Annotated in this window: 19 protein-coding genes and 1 pseudogene; 8 read left to right on the top strand and 12 right to left on the bottom strand. The window is 47.7% G+C overall.

Annotated elements, in window-relative coordinates; all coding sequences use genetic code 11:
* Positions 1-35: 35 nt before the first annotated feature.
* Positions 36-914, top strand: coding sequence for a carboxylate/amino acid/amine transporter (locus MTF70_RS12565; protein ID WP_017635030.1), 879 nt, complete (start codon positions 36-38; stop codon positions 912-914).
* A gap of 69 nt (positions 915-983) precedes the next feature.
* Here the strand turns inward: MTF70_RS12565 and MTF70_RS12560 are convergent, their stop codons facing one another.
* From MTF70_RS12560 to MTF70_RS12550, 3 genes are all read right to left on the bottom strand, one after another.
* On the bottom strand, positions 984-1,556 hold the full coding sequence (locus MTF70_RS12560; protein ID WP_017635031.1) for a hypothetical protein: 573 nt from the start codon (positions 1,554-1,556) through the stop codon (positions 984-986).
* 186 nt (positions 1,557-1,742) lie between these two features.
* Positions 1,743-2,522, bottom strand: a complete 780-nt coding sequence (locus MTF70_RS12555) for a class I SAM-dependent methyltransferase (protein WP_017635032.1) — start codon at positions 2,520-2,522, stop codon at positions 1,743-1,745.
* 89 nt (positions 2,523-2,611) lie between these two features.
* Positions 2,612-5,737: an EAL domain-containing protein gene (locus MTF70_RS12550; protein ID WP_205461486.1), complete on the bottom strand. Its 3,126-nt coding sequence runs from the start codon at positions 5,735-5,737 to the stop codon at positions 2,612-2,614.
* Positions 5,738-5,850: 113 nt separating this feature from the next.
* Here MTF70_RS12550 and asnC point away from each other — a divergent pair, with 113 nt between their 5' ends.
* Positions 5,851-6,315 (top strand): transcriptional regulator AsnC, encoded by a 465-nt coding sequence (asnC, locus tag MTF70_RS12545; protein WP_005389595.1) that lies wholly within the window; start codon positions 5,851-5,853, stop codon positions 6,313-6,315.
* Between the two features lie 66 nt (positions 6,316-6,381).
* Here asnC and prlC read toward each other — a convergent pair whose 3' ends face one another.
* Positions 6,382-8,424 carry an oligopeptidase A gene (prlC, locus tag MTF70_RS12540; protein ID WP_025768283.1) on the bottom strand — a complete coding sequence of 681 codons (2,043 nt, stop codon included), beginning with the start codon at positions 8,422-8,424 and terminating at the stop codon, positions 6,382-6,384.
* Between the two features lie 399 nt (positions 8,425-8,823).
* Between prlC and MTF70_RS12535 the strand changes: the two genes are divergently transcribed.
* Together MTF70_RS12535 and gorA are read left to right on the top strand one after the other, a co-directional pair.
* A complete protein-coding gene (locus MTF70_RS12535) occupies positions 8,824-9,663 on the top strand; it encodes a 23S rRNA (adenine(2030)-N(6))-methyltransferase RlmJ (protein ID WP_005379158.1) in 840 nt (279 codons plus the stop codon).
* A gap of 259 nt (positions 9,664-9,922) precedes the next feature.
* Positions 9,923-11,278, top strand: coding sequence for a glutathione-disulfide reductase (gene gorA / locus MTF70_RS12530; protein WP_005379157.1), 1,356 nt, complete (start codon positions 9,923-9,925; stop codon positions 11,276-11,278).
* Between the two features lie 81 nt (positions 11,279-11,359).
* Here the strand turns inward: gorA and MTF70_RS12525 are convergent, their stop codons facing one another.
* Positions 11,360-12,265 (bottom strand): LysR family transcriptional regulator, encoded by a 906-nt coding sequence (locus MTF70_RS12525; RefSeq protein ID WP_042522568.1) that lies wholly within the window; start codon positions 12,263-12,265, stop codon positions 11,360-11,362.
* 121 nt (positions 12,266-12,386) lie between these two features.
* Between MTF70_RS12525 and xapA the strand changes: the two genes are divergently transcribed.
* Positions 12,387-13,211 (top strand): xanthosine phosphorylase, encoded by an 825-nt coding sequence (gene xapA, locus MTF70_RS12520; RefSeq protein WP_005379149.1) that lies wholly within the window; start codon positions 12,387-12,389, stop codon positions 13,209-13,211.
* Between the two features lie 105 nt (positions 13,212-13,316).
* Here xapA and MTF70_RS12515 read toward each other — a convergent pair whose 3' ends face one another.
* On the bottom strand, positions 13,317-13,928 hold the full coding sequence (locus MTF70_RS12515) for a bifunctional 4-hydroxy-2-oxoglutarate aldolase/2-dehydro-3-deoxy-phosphogluconate aldolase (RefSeq protein WP_025624148.1): 612 nt from the start codon (positions 13,926-13,928) through the stop codon (positions 13,317-13,319).
* Positions 13,929-13,937: 9 nt separating this feature from the next.
* The gene (locus MTF70_RS12510; RefSeq protein WP_012841240.1) at positions 13,938-15,314 is read right to left on the bottom strand and encodes a GntP family permease; all 1,377 of its coding nucleotides are present in this window, start codon (positions 15,312-15,314) and stop codon (positions 13,938-13,940) included.
* A gap of 153 nt (positions 15,315-15,467) precedes the next feature.
* Between MTF70_RS12510 and MTF70_RS12505 the strand changes: the two genes are divergently transcribed.
* The gene (locus MTF70_RS12505; protein ID WP_005379140.1) at positions 15,468-15,992 is read left to right on the top strand and encodes a gluconokinase; all 525 of its coding nucleotides are present in this window, start codon (positions 15,468-15,470) and stop codon (positions 15,990-15,992) included.
* Positions 15,992-17,788, top strand: a complete 1,797-nt coding sequence (gene edd, locus MTF70_RS12500; RefSeq protein WP_025768272.1) for a phosphogluconate dehydratase — start codon at positions 15,992-15,994, stop codon at positions 17,786-17,788. Before MTF70_RS12505 ends, edd begins: the two co-directional genes overlap by 1 nt.
* Positions 17,789-17,930: 142 nt before the next feature.
* On the opposite strand, the gene MTF70_RS12495 is transcribed toward edd, so the two are convergent.
* From MTF70_RS12495 to MTF70_RS12475, 5 genes are all read right to left on the bottom strand, one after another.
* Positions 17,931-18,092, bottom strand: coding sequence for a hypothetical protein (locus MTF70_RS12495; protein ID WP_155396189.1), 162 nt, complete (start codon positions 18,090-18,092; stop codon positions 17,931-17,933).
* 763 nt (positions 18,093-18,855) lie between these two features.
* Positions 18,856-19,185 (bottom strand): SMR family transporter, encoded by a 330-nt coding sequence (locus MTF70_RS12490; protein WP_005478614.1) that lies wholly within the window; start codon positions 19,183-19,185, stop codon positions 18,856-18,858.
* Positions 19,182-19,586 (bottom strand): SMR family transporter, encoded by a 405-nt coding sequence (locus tag MTF70_RS12485; protein ID WP_005384225.1) that lies wholly within the window; start codon positions 19,584-19,586, stop codon positions 19,182-19,184. Before MTF70_RS12485 ends, MTF70_RS12490 begins: the two co-directional genes overlap by 4 nt.
* Positions 19,587-19,855: 269 nt before the next feature.
* Positions 19,856-20,791: a LysR family transcriptional regulator gene (locus tag MTF70_RS12480; RefSeq protein ID WP_005379132.1), complete on the bottom strand. Its 936-nt coding sequence runs from the start codon at positions 20,789-20,791 to the stop codon at positions 19,856-19,858.
* A 55-nt stretch (positions 20,792-20,846) separates the two neighbouring features.
* Positions 20,847-21,854 carry a substrate-binding domain-containing protein gene (locus MTF70_RS12475; protein WP_005379123.1) on the bottom strand — a complete coding sequence of 336 codons (1,008 nt, stop codon included), beginning with the start codon at positions 21,852-21,854 and terminating at the stop codon, positions 20,847-20,849.
* A gap of 219 nt (positions 21,855-22,073) precedes the next feature.
* Between MTF70_RS12475 and MTF70_RS12470 the strand changes: the two are divergent.
* A pseudogene (locus MTF70_RS12470) lies at positions 22,074-23,355 on the top strand (serine/threonine-protein kinase).
* Positions 23,356-23,367: the final 12 nt, after the last annotated feature.

The raw sequence follows: 23,367 nt of genomic DNA, 5'->3' as shown, positions 1-23,367 counted from the left end.
GCGGGCACATTTGTTGTTGATAAAGATTCTCATCCATGGCTTATCTATCCGCAGTTACCCTACTTTGGGCATTCTCATTTAGCCTGATCGGCGTTTACCTCGCCGGTCAGGTTGATTCTTGGTTCTCGGTGTTCATGCGCGTGGCACTGGCGAGCCTGGTTTTCATTCCCTTTTTGAAATTCCGTGGCGTTAGCAAACCCCTGATCGCGAAACTGATGACCGTCGGTGGCTTCCAGCTCGGCTTGATGTATTGCTTCTACTACCAATCTTTTTTGCTCCTTTCCGTGCCAGAAGTATTGCTGTTCACCGTATTCACACCCATTTACGTCACGCTAATCTATGACTTCTTGAAAGGTCGCTTTTCACCTTGGTACTTAGTTACCGCTGCAATAGCCGTATTTGGTGCCGCCTGGATTAAATTTGCAGGCATTAATGAAGATTTCCTACTGGGCTTTTTGGTCGTACAAGGAGCAAACCTCTGCTTTGCCATCGGTCAGGTGGGCTACAAATATATCATGGAGAGTGAACCCGTCGATTTGCCACAACACACCGTGTTTGGCTACTTCTACTTAGGTGCACTTTGTGTAGCAACCGTGGCTTTCGCGCTCATGGGTAACCTCGACAAACTACCTACCACTGCAACACAATGGGGCATTCTGACATACCTTGGGTTGATTGCTTCTGGTTTTGGTTACTTTGCTTGGAACAAAGGCGCGACTATGGTGAACGCAGGTGCACTGGCAGTAATGAACAATGCATTGGTTCCGGCGGGCTTGATTGTAAACATTGTGATTTGGAACCGCGATGTTGATGTCATGCGACTCGCCATTGGCGGTGCGATCATCATGCTATCCCTATGGATTAACGAAACCTGGGTGAAAAAGCGCGTAGAGATGAGCTACGCCAATAAGTAACGCAGCTAATCCTATAAACATTTCGACAATAAAAAACGCTCTCCGACTGGAGAGCGTTTTTTTATTTGATTAATGCACTTTGGCTTGTGAGATTGCGTTCATCAAAGCATTAGGTGGCGTTGGCAGCAACACTTCTAGTTTCGCATTACGCGCTTCCAGTTTACGCTGACGCTTAAGTAACTTTTGTTGTTTTTTCGCCACTTTTAGCAACTTCTTTTGCTGCTTATAGTGCTTTTTCAGTGCTTTTTTCGCTTTCTTGAGCGATTTTTTATCGGCCAAATCAAACAGTGCAGGAGCCGCCATCGACACTGGTGTCACCACTTTCGCGGCTTGTTTCTTCTCTTTCACTCGCTCGACCACACGTTTCACGATCGCCGCCTTTTCTGCGCTGTGTTTTGACGTGACGGAAATGGATTGCGCAGGCAGCGCTTCAGCTAACAAACCGCATGCTTGTTGCTCGTTTAACGGCTTGTCTTGGCATTTTTGTGGAGGAATTGCGGCAGGCTTACACAATGAGTCTTTAGAAGCGGAAGAGCGTGCACAAGAGCGACAAACGAACTTAGGTGCGACGACCAAACGGTGAATGTCACCCAAGTTGGCCGCAATTTGTTTGCGGTTCATCTTACATAAGCGTTTAGACATTCGACTACTCCAGCTTCCCAATTATCGACAGCATCACAACAAGTGAAATAATAATAATTCTTAGTTAGATATACAGTCAGAGTGTCGAATTAGCAAGTGAAAACTATCAATAGTGTTCAGGAAAGAATGGCAGCGTCACAGCACTTGGTTCAATGCTGTGACGAGAAGTTTTTGCGAGTCAGGAGGTTATGCCATCGAGGCTTTGACGTAGACGTCGAAACGATTCTTTTTGGTTTCAATCGCCATGCTTGGCTTTTGCTCGTTCAGCCAATTCGCGTAGTCCGGGCGCTTAACTACTACACGCTTTGTGGCTAACGCCATGGCTGGTCCTAGTAGGCCATCGGCGTCCAAATCAGCGCCAACCAACGATTGGAAAACGCGCATTTCTTTTTTCACGAGCGCCGACTTCTTTTTATTTTCTGGGTGCGGATACATCGGGTCAAGATACACCACATCTGGCTGGACAAAGTCTTTATCTTGCGCCAATTGTTCCAGCGCATCATGGCTAGAAGCATGGATTAGCGACATGCGCTCAGATACCCAGGTGCCGATTTCTGGGTCTTGTTTCGCTCGATCCAAGCCATCATCTAACAAAGCCGCTACGACTGGATGACGCTCGACCATCTGCACTTTACAACCTAGCGAGGCGAGCACAAACGCATCACGACCAAGACCTGCCGTGCCGTCTAACACGGTTGGCGTTGCCCCTTTGTTCAACCCCGCAGCTTTCGCAATTGCCTGGCCTTTACCACCACCGAACTTGCGACGATGACCGACCGCACCACCAATCAAATCCACAAAGATTGCACCCAGCTTTGGCTCATCCACTTTACGTAGCTCCAAACGCTCGGTGGTTAGCACCAAAGCAAAATCGCTATCGTCAGTGTGTGAAAGCTGCCAACGCGCAGCGAGTTCATCAAGATGAGATTGTTGAGACGGGTTTTCACAGATCAATTGCAGTTGCAAAAGGAGGCTCCAATAAAAATCGAGGTAACTGGCGCTGAGTGTATACCTAAGTTACCTATTAATGCTAGGTTGAGCTTGCTACGCAGAGGTTATACAGCCGTCAGTTGCTCCACTAGCTCAGAAAGCGGCTTAGGATGGCCAATACCGTAGCCTTGGCCGTAGTCCACACCGAGGTCTATCAAATGCTGCATGACCTGGTCATTTTCGACAAACTCCGCCACCGTCACTTTGCCTAGTTGCTTCGCCAAGTCATTGATTGAACGAACCATCACGCGGTCCATTTCATTTACGTTGATATCTTGCACGAAAAGACCATCAATTTTCACGATATCGACAGGAAGTTTCTTTAAGTAACCAAATGAAGACAATCCAGATCCGAAATCATCCAATGCAATCATGCAACCCAAAGACTTTAGCTTGGTAAACAACTCAATGGCTTGATCCAGATTGCTCATCGCCGCTGTCTCGGTGATTTCTAAGCAGATTTTTTCACACGGCAGAGTCGAACTTTCCAATCGCTCCAATAAGAAGTCAATAAACTCTTGATTCCCCATAGATTGACCTGAAAGGTTTATCGAACAGCGACCAAGCTGTTCAACCACCTCAGGACGCTGTTCAAACCACTCTAGTGTTTGAGTAATAACCTGCTTATCAATCCAATGGGCAATGTTGTAGCGCTCGGAAGCAGGGATAAACAGCGCAGGAGAAACATAATCACCGTACCCATTGCGAATACGCACCAAAATCTCAAAATACATTTGAGTCTCGTGCTTTTGTAAGCTTTTTATCGGTTGAGCAAACAGTTCTAAACGTTGATTCGACAATGCCTCATGCACCAAATTGACGCTCTGCATTTCCATCTGACGACGCTGCAACTCTTCGTTATCTAAGCTGAATAGATTATAGCGGTTACGGCCTTGCTCTTTAGCGGCGTGACAAGCAGAGTCTGCTTGAGCGTGCACCATTTGTGGCGTATCAGCGGTATGATCGATGATACGGATACCAATTGAGCAACTGATGAACAGGCGTGTGTCTTCCCAAATAAAGAGGTGTTCGCTTAGTGTCGAGATGATCAGTTTGGCAATATTGATGGCGCCATATTCGTCACAGTCTTTGAGTAACACCGCAAACTCATCGCCTCCCATTCGAGCCAAGATGGAATTGTACGGCAGAACGCCTTCCAGCATACTGGCGCAGAATTGAATCGCCGCATCACCTGCATCATGCCCAACCGTATCATTGAGGACTTTTAGTTGATCTAAGTCGAGGTACAACATGGCGTGGACTCGACGATGGCTGTCCACTTCGCACAGTGCGGTCTTAAGCTCTAGTTCAAAATGGTTTCTGTTGTAAGTCCCCGTCAGTAAGTCATAGCGAGCTTGGTATTCCAATTTCTCGGAGAGCAGTTTGGTTTCGGTAATATCTTCGCCCACAATCAGCAGTTGCTCAGATTCACTCAGCGGACGAATATTCTCGCGCACCCAAACACGATGACCATTTGCATGACGATACTCGACTTCACGTCGCCAAACACCATGCACTTGCTGGTTGGGTTGCAATAACACTTGGCGAGGGAACAGCACTTTGTCATCAAAATAGAACTCCCTCAGGCGATGTCCGAGCATGTCCATCGGTTTGTAGCCAAGAAGTAGTTGAGCAAATCGATTCACTTCTTGAATTCGGTTATTACTATCAAGCGTCACCATCATCACGGGCTGCTGCTCATAATAGTTGCGTAGGGTTGACTCACGTTGGTAGAGCTTGTCCTCCATCAATTTACGACTGGTAATATCGCGCGCTTCAAACAAGTATTGCTTACGATTCCCTACTTGCTGAGAAAAAGGCTTGAGCGAAACTTCTAATACCAAGGCGCCGTGTTCTTTACTCCAAATTTCAGCTTCAAACGTCGACACTTGATGGTGAGGCGCATGGAAATACTCCTCTAGCAGCGCTTGGGCTTTCTCACTCCAGTTGGGATGAAACCAAAGTGGTCGGTCTAAACGCAGTCCTTGGTGATAAAGTAAGGATTGAAGGTGATCGTTGCCCGATTTAAGCACACCGTTGGCATCCAAAATGCCCATATACTGCATGCTCTGATCGAAAATCGATTCTAGAATAGCCTGGCTTTCTCGCACAGCGCTCTCACTTCGACGCATCCGCTGTAAATAATAACCCATCAGCAAAATGACCACCGACATCACCACCAACAGGCTACCAAACAGGCGAATTTCCTTGGCAAAACGTTCAGAAAGCTTCATTGGCTTATTAAAAAATACCGCAGAAACCTCTTGTTCAGCCCCCAATCCCCAACGCGCTACCGCTTGGTAATCGAGCTTTATTTCAGAATCACTTTTTTTCACCTCAGGCAGAGGCTGATCAGGGTTATCCAAAACGAATTCAAGCATCTCTGCACTCTCAATACCATGCCGATAACCACTTTGAATAACCCCTCCAACTGCGCCATGACCCAAACCAATGTCATGCACCATAAACAGCGGCGCGTTTGAGACTTTGTTGACACCAACCCAGTCACGCTCGCTGCCAACCATACCTTGTTTATCTCGGTAATAGGTCCAGAACAAGACGACTTTATCGGAACTCAGTTTTGCGACTTGTTGTTTTAGATCGATGATACTGTCTGGGACAACTTGTACGATTTTGTCTCGATATTGCGGGAACTTGAGGACAAAATTGTCGATTTGATAACGCAACACCTCACCGGTCACCGAGTGGTCACTGACGATGAGAACTTGTGTGTAGTTCGGATGTAAGCGCTCAATAAGAGCGAGATTCGCTTCCAAATCGACATCTTCCATGACTCCGGTTGCATTCAGAGAACGATGTAAAGAAGGATGGTAGTTATTAATGCCGTTAAATATAACTGGGGTGTCTTTGATGATTGGGGCTAAACGCTGCATGAGTTCAAGTGCATTGTTATCGCTCACTAAAATGGCATCGAATCGCTCTTTGCGTAATTTCGTAAGATACAAGGATTTTAGTTGCGCAAAAAACTGCTCACTCTGGTTACGTTTCGAGTCTAGATAGAGCACACGCATGTCCAGCGCTCGATCGCCCAGCTGTTGCTCGATGCCTCGCTGTATGGAGTCCGTCCAGAAAAAACCCTGATGATAGGAGTGCACGACCAACACCTTCGGATCTGAGGCCGTAGCAAACGCGCTCCAACATAGCGCGGCAATAACCAGAAAACGCTGCACATTATCTCCATAGCTCGGAGTTAACCCGCAGTTACTCCTGCCAAACCTTGTGAATCCTATCCGCTATGAGTATAAAAGGGAGGTAAAACTCTATCCCTAACGGAAATCATAGTATGAATGCGAGCCTGCCGAAACTCGACGACCTTGACCGCGCAATATTAAAAACACTGATGGCTGACGCCAGAACGCCCTACGCAGAAATGGCAAAGCAGTTCGATGTCAGCCCTGCCACTATCCATGTGCGTATCGAGAAGATGAAGTCGGCGGACATCATCGAAGGAACGGAGGTGATCATCAATACTAAAAAGCTTGGCTACGATGTGTGCTGCTTTATTGGTATTAACCTCAATGCAGCTCGTGATTACCACTCCGCGTTAGAAAAACTCAACGCGCTCGACGAAGTCGTTGAAGCTTACTACACCACGGGCGCGTATAACATATTCGTCAAATTGATGTGCAAATCGATTGAAGAGCTGCAATTTGTACTGATCGACAAGCTGCAAGCCATTGATGAGGTTCAGTCCACGGAGACATTGATATCGTTGCAGAACCCGATCAACCGCAACGTAAATCCGTAAAATTTTTTATAAAAAATGTACAAAAAAGGCCAACCGTTCGGTTGGCCTTGATGTTTTTTGCTCAATTTACGCCGCAATACCCGAATGGCGCAACAGTGCATCGATTTGTGGCTCGCGGCCACGGAAGCGCTTAAACAGCTCCATTGGCTCTTCACTGCCTCCCATTTCTAGGATGTTGTTCAGGAAGCTTAGACCCGTCTCTTTGTTGAAGATGCCTTCTTCTTCAAAGCGAGAATACGCGTCTGACGACAGCACTTCAGCCCATAGGTAGCTGTAGTAACCCGCACTGTAGCCACCAGCAAAAATATGGCCGAAGCTGTGTGAGAAACGCGCCCACTCAACCGCAGGAACTACCGCGACTTTCTCTTTCACTTTCGCCAGAGTTTCCAGTACACGCGCACCCACTTCTGGGTCATATTCAGTGTGAAGCGTGAAATCGAACAAGCCGAATTCTAGCTGACGCAAAATACCCATCGCAGATTGGAAGTTTTTCGCTGCGAGCATTTTGTCTAGCATCGCTTTCGGTAGCGGCTCACCTGTCTCATAGTGACCAGAAATGAACGCCAGAGCGTCCTCTTCCCAACACCAGTTTTCTAGGAACTGACTTGGTAGCTCAACCGCATCCCAAGGCACGCCATTAATACCTGAAACAGCACCTGTATCAACTTGCGTCAACATGTGGTGGATTCCATGACCAAATTCATGGAATAGCGTCACGACTTCATCGTGCGTGAACAGTGCTGGTTTGTCGCCCACTGGACGGTTGAAGTTACACGTTAGATACGCAACCGGCGTTTGCAGCTCGCCAGATAGCGTAACGCGACGACCACGACAATCATCCATCCACGCGCCGCCACGTTTGTGTTCACGAGCGTAGAGATCTAGGTAGAAACTGCCACGGAGTGTGCCTTCAGCATCAAAGATATCGAAAAAGCGCACGGACTCATGCCAAGTGTCTACGCCTTCGCGCTCTTTTACTATCATACCAAACACGCGGTTTAGCACTTCAAACAGACCGCTCACGACTTTTGACTCTGGGAAGTATGGGCGCAGTTCTTCATCCGAAATTTGGAACAGGTGCTGCTTTTGTTTCTCGCTGTAGTAAGCGATATCCCAAACGTTCAGCTCTTCAACACCAAACTCACTTTTCGCAAACTGACGTAACTCTTCGACTTCACGTTCACCTTGCGGTTTCGCACGTGTCGCTAGGTCATTCAGGAAGCCCAGCACTTGATCCGGCGTTTCAGCCATCTTTGTTGCTAACGACTTTTCACTGTAAGTATTGAAACCTAGCATACGTGAAATTTCATGGCGCAGTTTTAGCTGCTCAGTAATGATTTCTGAGTTATCCCATTTGCCTGCGTTTGGACCTCGATCAGAAGCGCGCGTCACGTACGCTTCGTACACTTCTTTACGCAACTCTTGGTTATCGCAGTACGTCATGACAGGTAGGTAAGATGGGATATCTAGCGTAATGAGGTAACCATCTAACTCTTTTGCTTCTGCGGCAGCTTTCGCTGCTGCCAGCGCCGATTCTGGCATACCTGCTAGGTCTTTCTCGTCTGTGATGTGCTTGGTCCAACCCATGGTGGCATCCAGCACATTGTTAGAGAATTTAGAGCTCAGCTCAGACATACGTTTGCTGATCTCGCCGTAACGGTGCTGCTCATCGGATGGCAAACCAATGCCTGATAACTCGAAATCACGCAGTGCATCAGTGATGGTTTTCTGCTGGGCACGAGTTAACGTTGCAAATTCTTCGCTCGCTTTGATGGTTTTGTACGCTTCGTACAACCCTTTATGCTGACCAACCCAAGTGCCGTACTCTGACAAAATTGGTAGGCAACTTTCGTAAGCTTCACGTAGCTCTTCGCTGTTCACTACCGAGTTCATGTGACCCACTGGCGACCAGATGCGGCTTAAGCGATCATCCGCTTCTTCAATTGGCGCAATCACACTGTCCCAAGTTGGGTGAGCGTTGTCTTGTAGAACTTCATCGATTTTTGCTCGGCAGTCAGCAATCGCTTGCTCAACGGCAGGCTTGATGTGTTCTGGTTTAATTTGAGAAAACGGAGGTAGGTCCGTAAACGTCAGAAGAGGATTAGACATGAATAATTCCTTTTGTGTTTTGACTCTGTGATTGCCTGTCTATTTTGTGTAGATAGGCCAACTCAATGTACAGACGAGCCAGCAACATGGATTGGGGGAGCTCCGTTCCCTTTCTCTATGCCGCGATGACCATCATATAGTCAACCAGCGCTACTCTGTCCTTGAGTCTTGTTATACCTAAATGAAATTTCACACCCTTTTGAGTGCGAGAAACTCACCTAGTTCAATTCGATTACCAATAGTAAGTGTGGGTGACTTAAAGAAATTTCAATAGCGTCCCCTTATCAGAGGAACAGATTTGATTGGAAGTTCTACATCTTTAAGTTACTTGAGTATAATACCGCCATAGAGTGAAAATCACAGACCACACTCAACCAAAGAGTGTTTCGAGAGTTTAATTTGTTAAGTTACCGCCACAGCTTCCACGCTGGCAACCATGCCGACGTGGTCAAACACATCGTTCAAAGCCTCATTCTTGATGCGCTGAAACAAAAAGATAAGCCATTCGTTTATCACGATACCCACTCGGGTGTGGGCCGTTACGATCTGACTCACGAATGGTCTGAAAAAACGGGCGAATACAAACAAGGCATCGCACGTATTTGGGATAACCCAAGCATTCCCGAAGACATCAAAAGCTACATCGATGCCATTAAAGTGCTCAACAATGGCGAGAAGCTGCGTTACTACCCAGGCTCACCACGTGTGGCGCGCGCGCAAATCCGCCCACAAGATCGCATGGTGCTGACCGAGTTGCACCCAGCCGATCACCCATTGTTAGAGCAAGAATTCCATCGTGATCGCCAAGTGAGCATCTTCAAAGAGGACGGATTCCAACGCCTCAAAGCAAGCTTACCGCCACAAGAACGTCGTGGTTTGGTGCTGATTGACCCACCATACGAACTCGCGAAAGAGTACCGCGATGTGGTGCGAGCGATTCATCAGAGCCATAAACGTTGGGCCACCGGTATCTACGCGATTTGGTACCCAGTGGTAAACCGTCACGACATCGAAGATATGATCGAAGGTTTGGAAGCACTCGGTATTCGTAAAATTCTGCAAATCGAGTTAGGTGTTGCACCAGATACCAACGAGCGCGGCATGACGGCATCCGGCATGATTGTGATTAACCCGCCATGGAAACTGGAAAGCCAGATGAAAGAGATTCTGCCATTCCTGCAAGACGCGATCGCACCAGCAACTGGCCACTGGAAAGTGGACTGGATTGTGCCAGAGTAAGCACTTCAGTACTGATATCTTCAAGCGCAACGACATTCTCGTTGCGCTTTTTTATGCTCTCACCTTCTTCCTCCAATCGTGCTTATTCTTCTTTTTGTGCCTCTCATCGCTATTTGTCATAAGTATTGTCGCTTTTTCCCATTTAGGAATTAGTCGAATTCGATTTATGATAGTGGGATAACGGTGGCATTGAGTTCGGACAAGGTCATCCCAATCTATCTATGTACCAGATAAAATTTATAAGCTCTTGGAGAAAGTAATGGCGACTCATTTTGACTATATCTGTATCGGTGGCGGCAGTGGCGGCATCGCATCTGCAAACCGTGCGGCGATGTACGGCGCGAAAGTTGCGCTAATCGAAGCTCAAGACCTTGGCGGTACCTGTGTAAACGTAGGTTGTGTACCGAAAAAAGTGATGTGGCACGGCGCACAAATCGCAGAAGCAATGAACCTGTACGCAGAAGATTACGGTTTTGATGTCGACGTGAAAGGTTTCGACTGGAGCAAACTGGTTGAGAGCCGTCAGGCGTACATTGGTCGTATTCACCAATCTTACGATCGCGTTCTTGGCAACAACAAAGTAAACGTGATTAAAGGCTTTGCTAAGTTTGTTGACGAGAAAACCGTAGAAGTAAACGGTGAACATTATACTGCGGATCACATCCTGATCGCGGTTGGTGGTCGTCCTACTATTCCAAACATTCCAGGCGCTGAATACGGCATCGATTCAAACGGCTTCTTCGACCTAGCAGAGCAACCAAAACGCGTTGCGGTTGTTGGCGCAGGCTACATCGCAGTTGAAATTGCTGGCGTACTGCACGCGCTAGGTACAGAAACGCACCTGTTCGTACGTAAAGAGTCACCACTACGTAGCTTCGATCCAATGATCATCGATACGTTGGTTGAAGTAATGGACGCAGAAGGTCCAAAACTGCACACCCACTCTGTACCAAAAGAAGTGGTAAAAGAAGCCGATGGCAGCCTAACTCTGCACCTAGAAAACGGTGAAAGCCAAAACGTTGACCAACTGATTTGGGCAATCGGTCGTCACCCAGCGACAGACGCAATCAACCTAGCGTCAACCGGTGTGGCAACGAACGAAAAAGGCTACATCAAGGTAGACGAATACCAAGAAACTAACGTGAAAGGCATCTACTGTGTGGGTGACATCATGGAAGGCGGTATCGAACTAACACCAGTAGCAGTGAAAGCGGGTCGTCAACTTTCTGAGCGTCTTTTCAACAACAAACCAAACGCGAAGATGGACTACGATTTGGTACCAACTGTGGTATTTAGCCACCCACCAATCGGCACTATCGGTCTAACGACGCAAGAAGCGGAAGAGAAGTACGGCAAAGACAATATCAAAGTCTACACGTCTGGCTTTACGGCGATGTACACCGCCGTTACTAAGCACCGTCAACCATGTAAGATGAAGCTTGTATGTGCGGGCGAAGAAGAAACGGTTGTTGGTCTGCACGGCATCGGTTTCACGGTAGATGAAATGATCCAAGGCTTCGGCGTAGCAATGAAGATGGGCGCAACCAAAGCAGACTTCGACTCTGTTGTGGCTATCCACCCAACGGGCTCTGAAGAGTTTGTAACGATGCGTTAATTACGCGCTAATCGCATTGCTGATTTCAGCGAATCATTTGAAAAGGTCATCTTAGGATGACCTTTTTTTGTTATCCCATGCTTAACTCGCATTCTCTAATAATGTGCGAATAAACTCGGCTTTAATAGCACTCTCCTGCTTACCATCATGAATCAGACACAAGTCTGCACACAGTGACTCTTTCAGCTTGATAAAACGAATCCCATGCCAATGATGCTGAGAAAACGTCGACGGAACCAACGTCACGGTATTGCTGTTTGCTACATATGCCATCAAGGTGCTTGGCTCCACCACTTGTTTGCCAATATGGGGTGAAAAGCCTTCTTGCAGACAGGCATTGATGATGAAGTTTGCCGAGGCAGAATTCGCCAAACTCATAAACGCAAACTCACACGCCTTTAAATCTTGGAGCCGCAGCAAAGATTTGCTGGCTAACTCATGTTGCTCCGACACCGCCACCACAAACACATCTTTGCCCAAAGATACCGACTGATACGGATAAATGTTGAGTGCATCGGCAAAACGCACAATGCCTACATCGATTTTCTTCTCGCTCAGATGTTTCTTTTGCGTCTCTGGGTTGAGGTCAAAAATGTCGGCGTGATAAGAGTCATGCTCAGCATGGAAGTGCTGTAACAGACGATCAAATCCGCCCCAAAATACGCTACTTACCACACCAACTCGCAAAATGTTTCTCTGGTTCAAGCCCACTTGCTGCACTTGATTGAGCGAGACATCCAAGGTCTGAAAAATCAGTTGGCATTTGGACTCCAACAATCGCCCGGCCTCCGTCAGCATGACGTTTCTTGAATCACGCTCAAACAGTTTGACGTTAAGCACTTCTTCCAACTCTTTGATGCGATTGCTCAACGGCGAATTGGTGATATTAAGGTTCTCGGCGGCCTTAGTGAAATGCTTGGTTTGTGCGACCTCGTAAAAGTAACGCAGCATCTTCAGCGTCACGCGCTCAAATGGTTCTGACTTCATGCATTGAGTCCTAGCGAATTTCATCATCCTCTTTTTAAGGATGATAGTAGCGAATAAAGCAAAGATAACCAGCGCAGAAAGTCACACAATGGAATCAACACACAACCAGAAGGTGACTAACATGAATCACGATCCAGTAATCGGCGCGCTACAAACCATTCGCGAACGCAAACCAAACTTCCAACCTAAAGCGGCGTTTATTTTAGGCTCTGGCTTAGGCGTATTGGCAGACGAACTACAAGACAAAGTGGTCATTCCATACGAAGAGCTCGAAGGCTTTCCGGTTAGCACCGTGCAAGGCCACTCTGGTGAGTTGGTACTTGGTACCATGGGCGGCGTAGACGTAGTGTGCATGAAAGGTCGCGGTCACTACTACGAACACGGCTCAATGAAGGTCATGACCACGCCCGTGCGCACCTTTAAAAAGCTGGGCTGTGAGTTTTTACTCGTCACCAACGCAGCAGGCTCACTTCGCCCTGAACGCATTGATGTCGGTTCTCTGGTGGTATTTCATGATCACATTAATACCATGCCTGAATCGCCAATGATCGGTCCGAATGATGAAGAGTACGGCCCGAGGTTCTTCAGCCTCGCCAATGCGTACGACAAAGACCTGCGCGCAGAAGCGTTTGAAGTCGGAAAAGCCAATGGCATTCACCTGAATGAAGGTGTGTTTGTCTCTTACACAGGCCCCAACTTTGAGACCGCAGCCGAAATCCGCATGATGCAAATCATCGGTGGTGATGTGGTGGGTATGTCGGTCGTGCCAGAAGTGATTTCTGCGGCGCATTGCGGCTTACCCGTATTGGCAGTATGTGCGATCACCAACATGGCAGAAGGCTTGGGAGATGTAGAATTGTCTCACGCCCAAACATTGAAGTGCGCGAAGCTAGCCGAAGCAGATTTCATTCGCTTTATTAAGCGCTTTATGAAGCATCACTTCTAAAGCCGTTTCATTCCAAAAAGCAAAAGGGTCATCAAGTAACTTGATGACCCTTTTTCGTATCACGTTTTCTAACGTTCGGGGGTATTTCGGAGCCGTTTGTGCGTTTTACTTAACTGCGCGCACCAATTCAGCAATGCCTTCCCAATCGCCGTTGTCCATCATTGCGGTTGGCACCATCCAAGTACCGCCACAAGCCACAACCGATTTCAGCGCTAGGTAATCTTCCACGTTGGATGGGCTTACGCCACCTGTCGGCATGAATTCCACAGGGTAAACCGCCGTCAGTGCTTTCAGCATGTTTACGCCGCCTGATGGCTCAGCAGGGAAGAACTTCAACGTACGCAGACCCATTTCCATCGCTTGCTCAACCAAGCTTGGGTTGTTTACACCCGGTACGATAGTCACACCACGTTGCTGACAGTATTTCACTGTGGTTGGGTTGAAGCCTGGGCTAACGATAAAGTCCACGCCCGCTTCGATCGCGATATCCACTTGTTCTGTGGTCAGAACGGTGCCCGCGCCAATCAACAATTCTGGGTACGCTTCACGCATGATGCGAATCGACTCCGCCGCCGCTTCGGTGCGGAATGTCACTTCCGCACATGGTAAACCGTTTTCTACCAACACTTTTGCCAGTGGCAGAGCGTGTGCTACGTCGTTGATTGCGATAACTGGGACGATTTTGATATCTCTTAATCGTTGTTCAAGTGTTGTCATGGGGAACCTCTAAAGAATAAAGCTTAATGTTGCGACGATAATAAACGCGATACCGCCAAGTAACGTTTCCATTACCGTCCAAGTTTTTAATGTGGTTTTCTCATCCATCTCAAGCAAACGAGATACCAACCAGAAACCAGAGTCATTGAAGTGAGACAGTACCGTTGCACCACCCGCAATCGCGATTACGATAAAGCAAAGGTCTAGTTCACTCAAACCTGTTGATGCTGCCACAACTGGCGCGATAAGAGCTGCCGTAGTGGTTAGCGCTACGGTTGCCGAGCCTTGAGCAACACGCAGACAGGTTGAAATCACAAACGCCGCCACAATCACAGGCATACCTGTGTCTGTAAGAACGTCAGCCAGTGCATCACCGATACCACTTGAACGCAGTACGCCGCCAAACATGCCACCTGCACCCGTTACTAGGATAACGCCACAAATTGGAGCCAATGACTCACCACACAATTTTTCTAGTTTTGCCATGCCGTAGTCTTTGGCAAACACAGCCAGACAGACAATCAAAGTAATCAGCAACGCGACTGGAGTTTTACCTAGCATACGTAGGAACTCAACCAGTGCCGTTTTGCCATCAATCACACCCGCAACCGCCAGTGTGTTCAGTACCGTATCCAAACAGATTAGCAGGACTGGCAGCACAAGGATGGTCATAACCGTGCCAAATTTTGGTGCGTTGCGCTCATCCACCATCGCTTCGCCATTAAAGAAGGCTTTAGATAGTGGGATATCGAATTTTTTGCCCGCGTACAAACCAAATAGGTAAGCGCCAAGGTACCAAGTTGGAATGGCAACCAAAATACCCACCACCAATAGCAGACCGATGTTTGCGCCAAGGAATTCTGCCGCTGCAACCGGACCTGGATGTGGTGGAACAAACGCGTGCATAACCGCAAAAGCACCGGCTGCTGGCAACGCGTATTTAATTGGTGAGCCACCAAAACGAGCCGCCACACTTAGGATGATTGGCATCATCACTACAAGGCCAGCATCGAAGAAGATTGGGAAGCCAAACAGTAATGAAGCGACGCCCAAAGCAAATGGTGCGCGCTCTTTACCAAAGCGACCAATCAAAGTGTCTGCCAGCACTTTCGCACCGCCAGTCACTTCAAGAATTTTACCGATCATCGCACCAAGACCAACCAGCAATGCTACGGAAGCCAGTGTGCCGCCGAAGCCGCCCATCATGGTCGATACGACTTTCTCTGAAGGAACGCCAGTGGCGATTGCCGTACCTAAACTCACCATAGTAAGGGAAGCAAAAGCATGGACTTTCAGTTTAATGATCAGAACGAGTAACGCTGCAATGGCAAGGCCTGCAATCGTCAGTAGGAACGTAGGATCTGGGGCTTGGGTTAATTGCTCCATAGGTTCACCTTTAAGAATTATTGTTTGTGTTATGGTTCACATTTATTTCAGTTACCGGTAACATGTTACCGATAACATGAATAAGATAAACCCATATTTTAAAGTGAATTCAAAAATTGAGATCACGCGCAAATTTGGTTATGAGGATAAGTTATGGCTGGTAGTAGTGTCATCGTTATGGGCGTTTGTGCTAGTGGTAAAAGCACAATTGGTGAGCATCTAGCGAAAAAGCTAGGGCGTAAATTCATTGATGGTGATGATCTTCATCCACGAGCGAACATTCAGAAAATGGCTTCGGGCCAGCCTCTGAACGATGATGATCGCAAGCCATGGCTAGAACGCATTCGTGATGCGGCGTACAGCCTAGAAAGCAAAAACGAACACGGCATTATTGTCTGTTCAGCACTGAAAAAGATTTACCGCGATCAGATCCGCGAAGGCAACAACAACGTGACCTTCCTGTTCCTTGATGGCGATAGGGAGTTGATCCTTAATCGCATGCGTATGCGCAAAGGCCACTTCATGAAAGAAAACATGGTGAAGAGCCAATTCGAGACACTAGAGCGCCCAGACAACGAGCCTCAAACTCTGATCGTCAGTATCGACGGAGACATCAGCGACGTGGTGGAACGCTCTGCCGCTGAGCTAATCAAAATGCAAGCGATCGAGGTGGCGTAATGACTCACTCTGTTGTTCTTGAGGTCACACAACGCTTGACCGAGCGCAGCCGTGAAGCGCGCGCTGCCTTTCTTGCTCGCACCGAAGTGCAAGCCGAAGCTGGCAAAGGCCGTGTTGGTTTATCTTGTGGTAACTTAGCCCATGCAGTCGCCGCTTCTTGCTCTTCTGAAAAGAAAAATATTCTCGATTTTACTCATGCCAATGTCGCGCTGATCAGCGCCTACAACGACATGTTGAGCGCCCACCAGCCGTACCAAGACTACCCAGCACAAATCAAAAAAGTGCTGGCGGACTACGGCCATACGGCGCAAGTCGCAGGTTGTGTGCCAGCGATGTGCGATGGGGTGACTCAAGGTCAAGCAGGCATGGATATGTCGCTGTTTTCGCGTGACTTAATTGCGCAATCAACGGCGTTGTCTTTGAGTCACAATGTCTTTGATGCCACATTACTGCTTGGCATCTGTGACAAAATCGCACCGGGGCAACTGATGGGCGCGCTGTCTTACGCACACCTACCAACGGCGTTTGTGCCAGCGGGTCTGATGGCAACAGGCATCAGCAACGAAGAGAAAGTCGACGTGCGCCAAAAATACGCAGCGGGAGAAGTCGGCAAAGACGCTCTGCTGGATATGGAGTGTCGCGCTTACCACTCTGCGGGTACGTGTACATTTTACGGCACCGCCAATACCAACCAGTTGGTGTTCGAAGCCATGGGCTTGATGCTGCCAGGTTCGGCATTCATTCATCCCCATACCCAACTGCGTAAAGCGTTAACCAATCACGCGGCTCTGAAAATCGCCTCAATGACGGCGGGTTCTGCACACTTCCGTCCGCTGGCCGAGGTGGTCACAGAAAAGAGCTTGGTCAACGGCATCATCGCTCTACTTGCATCTGGCGGCAGCACCAATCACACCATTCATATGATCGCCGTGGCGCGTGCTGCTGGCATCTTGCTCACCTGGCAAGACATCAGCGATCTGTCGGATGTGGTTCCTTTATTAGCGCGCGTTTACCCGAACGGCCCAGCCGATATGAACGCGTTCCAAGACGCGGGGGGCGTGCCAGCGTTATTGCACCGCTTGAACCAATCCGAGCTTTTGCATCGCGATGTGAAACCCGTGTTTGGTGAATTTGAAGACCAAATGACGCTACCGAGCCTTGTCGATGGCCAACTGACCTGGACATCGTGCCAAGGCAGCCAAGACGGTGACGTGATCGCCAAACCAGACGCCACATTCCAAAATACTGGCGGCACTCGCGTATTGACTGGCAACTTAGGCAAAGCCGTGGTGAAAGTGTCTGCGGTGAAAGAAGAGCAACGCGTGATTGTTGCACCAGCGATCGTATTCCAATGCCAACACGAAGTGGAGGCCGCGTACAAACGTGGCGAGCTGAACAAAGACTGCATCGTTGTGGTCACACACAACGGCCCAGCGGCAAACGGCATGCCTGAACTACACAAGCTGATGCCAATTTTAGGGAACGTGCAAAAAGCGAGCTTTAAAGTCGCGCTAGTGACGGACGGTCGTTTATCTGGTGCATCCGGTAAAATTCCGTCTGCGATTCACGTTTCTCCAGAAGCCATTCGTGGTGGCGCGATTGGTTTAGTGCGCAACGGTGATTTGATTCGCCTTGATTGTCAAACGGGCGAACTGAACAACTTAAGCGACACCACTGGTCGCGAGTTGATTCATTTCGATACCGAATCGACCCAACAAACTTGGGGACGAGGCTTGTTTAGCGTGATCCGCCAAAACGTATCGAGTGCAGAAGAAGGCGCAAGCTTTATTGTTTAAGGCGAGAAGAAAAACCTCGTCATTCCGACGAGACTAAGCAAGATCAGGAATCTAATATCAACGAGCTGTGAAGCCAGAGAAAATCCCCTCTGCCACTGCACTTTTTGTTGGTAGATTCTGAATCACACTCGTTCCTCGCTATTCAGAATGGCAAGCTTTGGAGTTGACCTCGGTTCTTTCTAGAAACGAATGAATCCGTCATTCCGACGAGCCTAAGCAAAATCAGGAATTTAATATCAGCGTGCAGTGAAGTCAGAGAAAACTCCTCTGCCACTGCACTTTTTGTTGGTAGATTCTGAATCACACTCGTTCCTCGCAGTTCAGAATGACGAGCTTTAGGATTGGCCTCGGTTCTTTCTAAAAAACGAATGAATCCGTCATTCCGACGAGCCTCAGCAGGATCAGGAATCTAATATCGACATGCTATGACGTCAGAGAAAACTCCTCTGCCACAGCACTTTTTGTTGGTAGATTCTGAATCACGACCGTCCCTCGCAGTTCAGAATGGCAAGCTTTAGGATTGGCCTCGGTTCTTTTTAAACGAATGAATCCGTCATTCCGACGAGCCTAGGCGAGATCAGGAATCTACTATCAACGTGTTGTGAAGCTAGAGAAAACTCCTCTACCACTGCACTTTTTGTTGGTAGATTCTGAATCACGCTCGTCCCTCGCTGTTCAGAATGACGAGCTTTGGGATTAGCCTCAGTTCTTTCTAAAAAACGAATGAATCCGTCATTCCGACGAGCCTAGGCGAGATCAGGAATCTAATAGCAAAATGCTGTGAAGCCAGAGAAAACCCCTCTTCCACAGCACTTTTTGTTGGTAGATTCTGAATCACGCTCGTCTCTTGCTGTTCAAAATGACGAACTTTAGGATTGGCCTCTGTTCTTTTTAAAAATGAATGAGTCCGTCATTCCGACGAGCCTAGGCGAGATCAGGAATCTAATATCAAGGTGCTGTGAAGCCAGAGAAAACCCCTCTTCCACAGCACTTTTTGTTGGTAGATTCTGAATCACGCTCGTCTCTTGCTGCTCAGAATGACGATATCTAGCATTCAGTAAATTACATCAAGCGGTCTTCATCACTACGACGGCAGCAATCACCACAAAGATACCAAACCAGCCGATTGGTTTGAGTTTCTGCTTAAACAGCAAGGCTCCACCCACTGCGGTACCCAAGATACCGATCGCACCCCAAGAGGCATAAGCAATGGCTAAGTCGATCTCTTTCACCGCTTGTGCCAACAGCGTGAATGCTGTCAGTACCAACACAATCGCCGCAATGCCCCAGCCTTTATATTTAAAACCTTTTGAGCGTGTCAGCGCCATATTGGCCATGATATCGACCAAGGCAGCCATCACGACAAATCCAAATGACATCGTAAAAAATTGACTCATGATTCGCACCTCGTACTAGTAGAAAATGAACGTTCTTTTGCCGGTTTATCGGCATTTTTCTTGGCGTTAGGTTGACCATGTGATTCCCCTAAGGTCACACACACAATGCCAACAACGGCTAACATCAAACCAAACAACTCTTGATGGTTTAAGTGTGCATCAAAGGCGATGATCGACACCACGGTGATCAACGAGATACCTAACCCTTCCCAAACAGCGTATGCCACACCTATCGATATTTTCTTCGCGGCAAACGCGAGAAAGTAGTAAGAGATTGCGATCAGCACATACATTACGATGTAGCCCCACCACCCGTGCCCTTGTCCGATAAGAGACATAGTGCTGGTGCCAGCCACTTCGGCAACGATGGCGAGCAATAAAAATAGACGTGCAACTAGCATGATTAATCCTCCATCAGAAATTAAAAAAATGCATAACGGAGAATGGTGAATGCCGCGTACCTGTATCGACATTCAAAAAGTTAAAAAGATAAAAATGAGCCACTTCTCCTGACTATTTGAGATAAGGTTAGCGCTGGGTAGGAAAAAGAGACAGGTAATTGAGATATTCATTTTTGAATATCTTAAGAAGTAAGTTGTCTATGTAATCACACAATATTGATAAGGTTAAAGCATCTACTCTCTCATTCAGCCGATGCCATAAGGTGACGTCATTGCGTAAAAATCAGCGGCGTATTGAGGGTTTGTCGCACCACTTTATGCAGGTGTCTGTGCAAAGGATGGTTGCGGTTGGTTTGAAGGAAACCGCCAGAGACAACAAACTGGCTAAACTCACGATTAACGGGTGGCATTGCGTAAGAGGCGAGTTCTGGCATCAACAATGCCGAGCTTTGACTGGCATACATAATCGCGTCGGTTTCTTGCAACATTTGGCAAGCCAAACGCAAATTATAGGACTTCAGTAACACTACTGGCTCATAACCCATGCGTCGATACTCGGACTCCACGGTACAAAGCGGTTTATATGACGCAGGCGCAGGCAAAGAGACGAGTGGTAGTTTGGACACCGTGTCCCAATCATTGCTGACTTTCGACAACGTTGGGTGGTTTTTGCGCGCCAAAATCACTCGTTTTTCAACGAATAACGGGCGCATGTAAATGTCTTTCGACAGCTCGGTCTCTTGGTCAAGAATGCAGTAATCGTGCTCACCTTCTAACATTTCATCGTGCGAGTAAGTATTCCAGCTGGAAAAGGCAAAGTGCGCTTTGGGAAAGGCTCGATGACAACCAGTGAGCAGTCGCTGCCCTTGCTCATCCATCAAATAAGGGTCAGTTACAATCGCAATCTGCCCTTGGTATTGCAGTGGGTCGAACACTTCAAATTCTTGCACCACTTTTTCCAGTGGTGCAACCATATTGTCGAACTCGGCGGCGAGACGAATCGCCATGGGTGATGGCTCTACCCCATGTGCTTTACGCACAAAAAGCGGGTCATCAAACACTTGCTTCAACTTCATCACGCCGCGGCTGGCGCTCGGTTGAGAAATGCCAAGCTGCATTGCGGCCAGCTTGATGCTGCGGTTTTCCACCACAGCTTTTAATAAACGCATTAAGTTGAGATCCAATGCATCCAGCTGATGTGCCATACCCTAACCTACCAATACCATTGATGAGCGAATACAGAGAGCAGTTAACAATTAGTTAAACACTCTCTCCCGACGTGATCTGATAACCCATATCGAAGACTTTTTCTTCTTGTGTTTCGCCTTTCAGGCGCGCAATTAATAGCTCTGCGCTCTTTACACCAATTTGGAAACGCGGCGTATCAACGCTGGTCAGTTTCGGGCTGATGGTTTGACCGATATCCAGCGCGTTATAGCCCGCCACTGCCAATTGCTGTGGAACTTGAATGCCACGTTGCTGCGCACTCAGCATGGTGCCAATTGCGATGTCATCGTTGGTACAGAACACCCCATCGAGCGTTGGGTGCATTTCCAGTGCGCGTTCGAGCAAATCATGCGCTAAAGAAAAACTAGAATGATCACCAGTTAATACATGTTTGGGTTCTAGCCCTGCTTCTGTCATCGCGCGATCGTAACCTTGCATCCGCAATTTGGTTCGCGTATCCAGACGCGCGCCAAAATAGACGATTGTACGCTTCCCCGTATCTAGCATCTGCTTAACCACGGTGTACGACGCATCTTCATGATCGAGTCCAACCGCCATATCAATCGGCTCCGATGGCAGTTCCATGGTTTCGACCACCGGAATGCCCGCATTTTTGATCATCTGTAATGTACGCGGCGTGTGATGGCTTTCAGTTAGAATAAGTCCATCGACTTGATAAGAGAGTAATGACGCGATCTTGCGCTCTTCTTCAAGCTCATCGTAGCTAAAATGCGCTAAAAGCGTCTCATAGCCATTGGCTTTGGTCACCATCTCTATGCCCTGAACAAAGGAAGCAAAAATTTGGTTGGACAAAGACGGCAGTAAAATACCAATGGCTTTACTGGAGGACTTTGACAACATCGCCGGTGCACGGTTTTCGATGTAACCCATCTCTTCAATCGCAGTCGCAATCTTAGCCCGAGTCTTTTCTGCCACCGACTCAGGGTTGCGCATATAGCGTGAAACGGTCATCTTCGTGACGCCAACCTGGTCTGCGACATCCTGCAATGTCGTACGCGTTTTCTTATTCTGTTGAGCCATAAATATGTGATTTATCAGTAATGTTACAAGTAACATTATGACGAATAGACTCTCTGCCGACAAGCTCAGTGAAAATAATTCGCAAAATCATGACGTTATTACTCCATTAGCCATCAAATTGCGTTTCATGGATTGTGAATCAAAACCAAATAAATAAATGACATTTATATCAAAGTTCTTATAAAATGCCGTACCTAAAAGAATAAGACATTAGTCACAGTGCAGTTAGGCTCTAGCGAAACCCAGATTTACTACCACCTGCTTGATCTGGACGACTCCCAAAAGCAGCAATACCTCCAAGCATTGCAACGAAGTCAACCTGAGCTGTATCGACAACTCGTTCCTCTTTTAGCCAACGAGACACCGGAAGAACAACTAAAGCAGTTACTTTATTTTGGTGCTCATCAGGCAACGAACCAAGACGTCGATCTAAGCGGAGAAATCATCAGTAAGTACCGCCTAACTCATGAGTTGGGGCGTGGTGGCATGGGTGTCGTATACGCAGCTCTACGTGCAGATGAAACGTTCGAGCAAGATCTGGCTATCAAGTTTATTCAAAGCAATTTGAGTAATGTGTTAGGGCAACGCGCACTCTTCGATGAAGCTCAACTTCTCGCGCGTCTAAACCATCCTTACATCGCGAAAGTGTTTGACGGCGGTCTCCATCAAGATTCGGTTTACATCGTGATGGAGCGGGTGTTTGGTCAAACTTTAGATGAGTACCTATCTGAAAATAAGCTAGAAAAAACGGAGAAGCTGCTGCTGTTTAAGCAGATCTGTCAGGCGATGGAGCACGCCCACCAACACCAGGTTTTGCATGCCGATCTAAAACCAGAAAATATACTGATTGATCGTAGCAAGCGTCCCAAGCTGCTTGACTTCAACTTGACTCAAAAAGCGCACTCCAACCGAGAAGACTCACCCTCAGCGCTGATTGCTTTTAGGCAAAATTCTCGCTTTGATGTTTCCATCACCAACAATTTGGTCTGATGTTTACTGGGTGATAAGACGCGCAACGCGTCCTGCCACTCAAATGCGATATACCGATGCTAGAGCATTGCGCATTGATATCGAACGAATTATCGAACGCCGCCCAATCGAGCAGAAAAAAAACTGGCCATTGTATAGCGCCTTTCGCTTGGTACAGCGACGTCCCCTTGCTTCGGTATTGTCAGGCATCATTGTGCTCTCTGGTGTGTTATTTGGCAGCGCCATGATGCAAAAGAATATCCAGCTGCAACAAGAGAAGAAGATTGCAGAAGATATGATGTACGAAATGACTCGCCTCATCTTCCACGCGAAGGGGCAAAATGTCGAACATCTCTCAGTGAACTCCATGATGGAGTTAACACGAAGGCGGATACTCTCTAACCCAGATATCCCCAAACATATAAAACAAAAAATGTTGTTGGCGATGATGACACCGGTGCCAGAGAAGCACCTAACTACACCAATGAGTTGTCAGCCAAATTGTGCGTCTAAGGACAGCACCAACCAATAAGGCTTAAAACAA

It is taken from the genome of Vibrio sp. 2CM40D, assembly GCF_023161825.1.
Classification (GTDB): Bacteria; Pseudomonadota; Gammaproteobacteria; order Enterobacterales; family Vibrionaceae; genus Vibrio; species Vibrio alginolyticus.
This window is presented reverse-complemented; position numbering and strand designations above follow the sequence as displayed.